The sequence below is a fragment of the Pseudomonas agronomica genome, from assembly GCF_025917275.1.
Lineage (GTDB): Bacteria > Pseudomonadota > Gammaproteobacteria > Pseudomonadales > Pseudomonadaceae > Aquipseudomonas > Aquipseudomonas agronomica.
Genome location: NZ_JAOSHO010000565.1, coordinates 1 through 2,977, shown reverse-complemented (window position 1 = coordinate 2,977; position 2,977 = coordinate 1). Strand labels below are relative to the sequence as shown.

3 protein-coding genes are annotated in these 2,977 nt (G+C 64.8%); all 3 read left to right on the top strand.

Features of this window, described 5'->3' with window-relative positions; genetic code table 11:
* Positions 1 to 641: SDR family NAD(P)-dependent oxidoreductase (locus OC610_RS24520; protein ID WP_264431542.1), on the top strand; the 641-nt coding region annotated here is incomplete at its 5' end.
* A gap of 11 nt (positions 642 to 652) precedes the next feature.
* Positions 653 to 1,840: an acetyl-CoA C-acyltransferase gene (locus OC610_RS24515; protein ID WP_264431541.1), complete on the top strand. Its 1,188-nt coding sequence runs from the start codon at positions 653 to 655 to the stop codon at positions 1,838 to 1,840.
* A gap of 9 nt (positions 1,841 to 1,849) precedes the next feature.
* The gene (locus OC610_RS24510) at positions 1,850 to 2,977 is read left to right on the top strand and encodes an acyl-CoA dehydrogenase (protein ID WP_264431540.1); all 1,128 of its coding nucleotides are present in this window, start codon (positions 1,850 to 1,852) and stop codon (positions 2,975 to 2,977) included.

Sequence of the window (2,977 nt, the reverse complement as noted above, 5' to 3'; positions counted from 1 at the left end):
CGGTGGCCGCCCAGGCACACAAGCTTGGCTGCCAGAGCGTGGTCGCGGACATCAGCAACGAAGCGGCCGCCGAAGCGGCGGTGAAGGTCACTGTCGATGCGTTTGGTGGCCTCAATGGCCTGGTCAATTGCGCCGGCATCGTGCGCGGCGAGAAGATCCTCGGCAAGAACGGTCCGCACGCCCTCGCCAGTTTCAGCCAGGTGATCAACGTCAACCTGATCGGCAGCTTCAACCTGTTGCGCCTCGCCGCTGCGGCGATTGCCGAAACCGAAGCCAGCGCCGATGGCGAGCGCGGCGTGATCATCAACACCGCGTCGGTGGCGGCCTTCGACGGCCAGATCGGCCAGGCAGCCTATTCCGCGTCCAAGGGTGCGATTGCCAGCCTGACCCTGCCAGCCGCCCGCGAACTGGCGCGTTTCGGTATTCGCGTCATGACCATTGCCCCGGGTATTTTCGAAACCCCGATGATGGCCGGCATGACCCCTGAAGTGCGCGACTCCCTGGCTGCCGGCGTGCCGTTCCCGCCGCGCCTGGGCAAACCCGCCGAGTACGCGGCGCTGGTCCGGCATATCATTGAAAACAGCATGCTCAACGGCGAGGTGATCCGTCTCGACGGCGCCTTGCGCATGGCCGCCAAATAGGAGGATTAGTCATGTCCAACGATCCGATTGTCATCGTCAGCGCCGTCCGCACCCCGATGGGCGGTTTCCAGGGCGAACTGAAAAGCCTCACCGCGCCGCAGCTGGGTTCTGCCGCGATCAAGGCCGCCGTTGAGCGCGCCGGCATCGCACCGGACGCGGTCGAAGAAGTGCTGTTCGGGTGTGTACTCGCCGCCGGGCAAGGCCAGGCGCCGGCACGGCAGGCAGCGCTCGGCGCCGGGCTCGACAAGTCGACCCGCTGCACAACGCTGAACAAGATGTGCGGCTCGGGCATGGAAGCGGCGATCCTCGCCCATGACATGCTTGTCGCCGGCAGTGCCGACGTCGTGGTGGCGGGTGGTATGGAAAGCATGTCCAACGCCCCGTACCTGCTGGACCGAGCTCGCGCCGGCTTGCGCATGGGCCACGGCAAGGTGCTGGACCACATGTTCCTCGACGGCCTCGAAGACGCCTACGACAAGGGCCGCCTGATGGGCACCTTTGCCGAAGACTGCGCCGAGGCCAACGGCTACAGCCGTGAGGCCCAGGATGCCTTCGCCATCGCGTCCACCACCCGCGCCCAGCAAGCGATCAAGGACGGCAGTTTCGATGCCGAAATCGTCCCGTTGCAGGTCATGGTCGGCAAGGAACAGGTCACCGTGCGCCACGACGAACAGCCGCCCAAGGCGCGGATCGACAAGATCTCCACGCTAAAGCCAGCCTTTCGCGACGGCGGCACGGTGACAGCGGCCAATGCCAGTTCGATTTCCGATGGCGCTGCAGCCTTGGTGCTGATGCGCCAGAGCCAGGCGCAACAGCGCGGCTTGAAACCACTGGCGGTCATTCACGGCCATGCGGCCTTTGCCGACGCCCCGGGCCTGTTTCCCACCGCACCGATTGGCGCGGTCAAGAAGCTGATGGGCAAGACTGGCTGGTCCCTGGACGAGGTCGATCTGTTCGAAGTCAACGAAGCCTTTGCCGTGGTGGGTGTGGTGACCATGGACAAGCTGGAAATCCCCCATGACAAGGTCAACGTCCACGGCGGCGCCTGCGCACTGGGGCACCCGATCGGCGCGTCCGGCGCGCGGATCCTCGTGACCTTGCTGTCGGCCCTGCGCCAGAAGGGCCTGAAGCGCGGCGTCGCGGCGATCTGCATCGGCGGCGGCGAAGCCACGGCCATGGCCGTTGAATGCCTGTACTAAGGAATCACCATGCTCCCGACTGAAGAACAGACACAAATCCGCGACATGGCTCGGCAGTTCGCCCAGGAGCGTTTGAAGCCGTTCTCGGCCGAGTGGGACCGCGAGCACCGTTTTCCCAAGGAAGCCATCGGTGAAATGGCCGAGCTGGGCTTTTTCGGCATGTTGGTACCGGAACAGTGGGGCGGTTGCGAAACCGGTTACCTGGCCTATGCGATGACGCTGGAAGAAATCGCCGCCGGCGATGGCGCCTGCTCGACCATCATGAGTGTGCACAACTCGGTGGGCTGCGTGCCGATCCTGAAATTCGGCACTGATGAGCAGAAGGCCAAATTCCTCACACCCCTTGCCAGTGGCGCGATGCTCGGCGCCTTCGCCCTGACCGAGCCCCAGGCGGGCTCCGACGCCAGCAGCCTGAAGACCCGGGCGCGGTTGGAGGGCGACCATTACGTGCTCAACGGCAGCAAGCAGTTCATCACTTCCGGGCAGAACGCCGGTGTAGTCATCGTGTTCGCCGTCACCGATCCGAGCGCGGGTAAGCGCGGCATCAGCGCCTTCATCGTGCCCACTGATTCGCCGGGCTACAGCGTGGCGCGGGTCGAAGACAAACTCGGCCAGCACGCTTCCGATACCTGCCAGATCCTCTTCGAGGATTTGAAAGTGCCCGTGGCCAATCGTCTCGGAGAAGAGGGCGAGGGCTACAAGATCGCCCTGGCGAACCTCGAAGGCGGGCGGGTCGGCATCGCGGCGCAGGCGGTGGGCATGGCCCGCGCGGCGTTCGAGGCGGCGCGCGACTATGCCCGTGAGCGCCAGAGCTTCGGCAAACCGATCATTGAGCACCAGGCCGTGGCGTTCCGCCTGGCGGACATGGCCACCCAGATCGCCGTGGCACGGCAGATGGTTCATCATGCCGCCGCACTGCGCGATGACGGCCAGCCCGCGCTGGTGGAAGCGTCCATGGCAAAGCTGTTCGCCTCGGAAATGGCCGAGAAGGTCTGCTCCATGGCGTTGCAAACCCTGGGCGGCTACGGTTATCTCAACGATTTCCCGCTGGAGCGCATCTACCGCGACGTGCGGGTCTGCCAGATCTACGAAGGCACCAGCGATATTCAGCGCATGGTTATTTCGCGCAATCTGTAG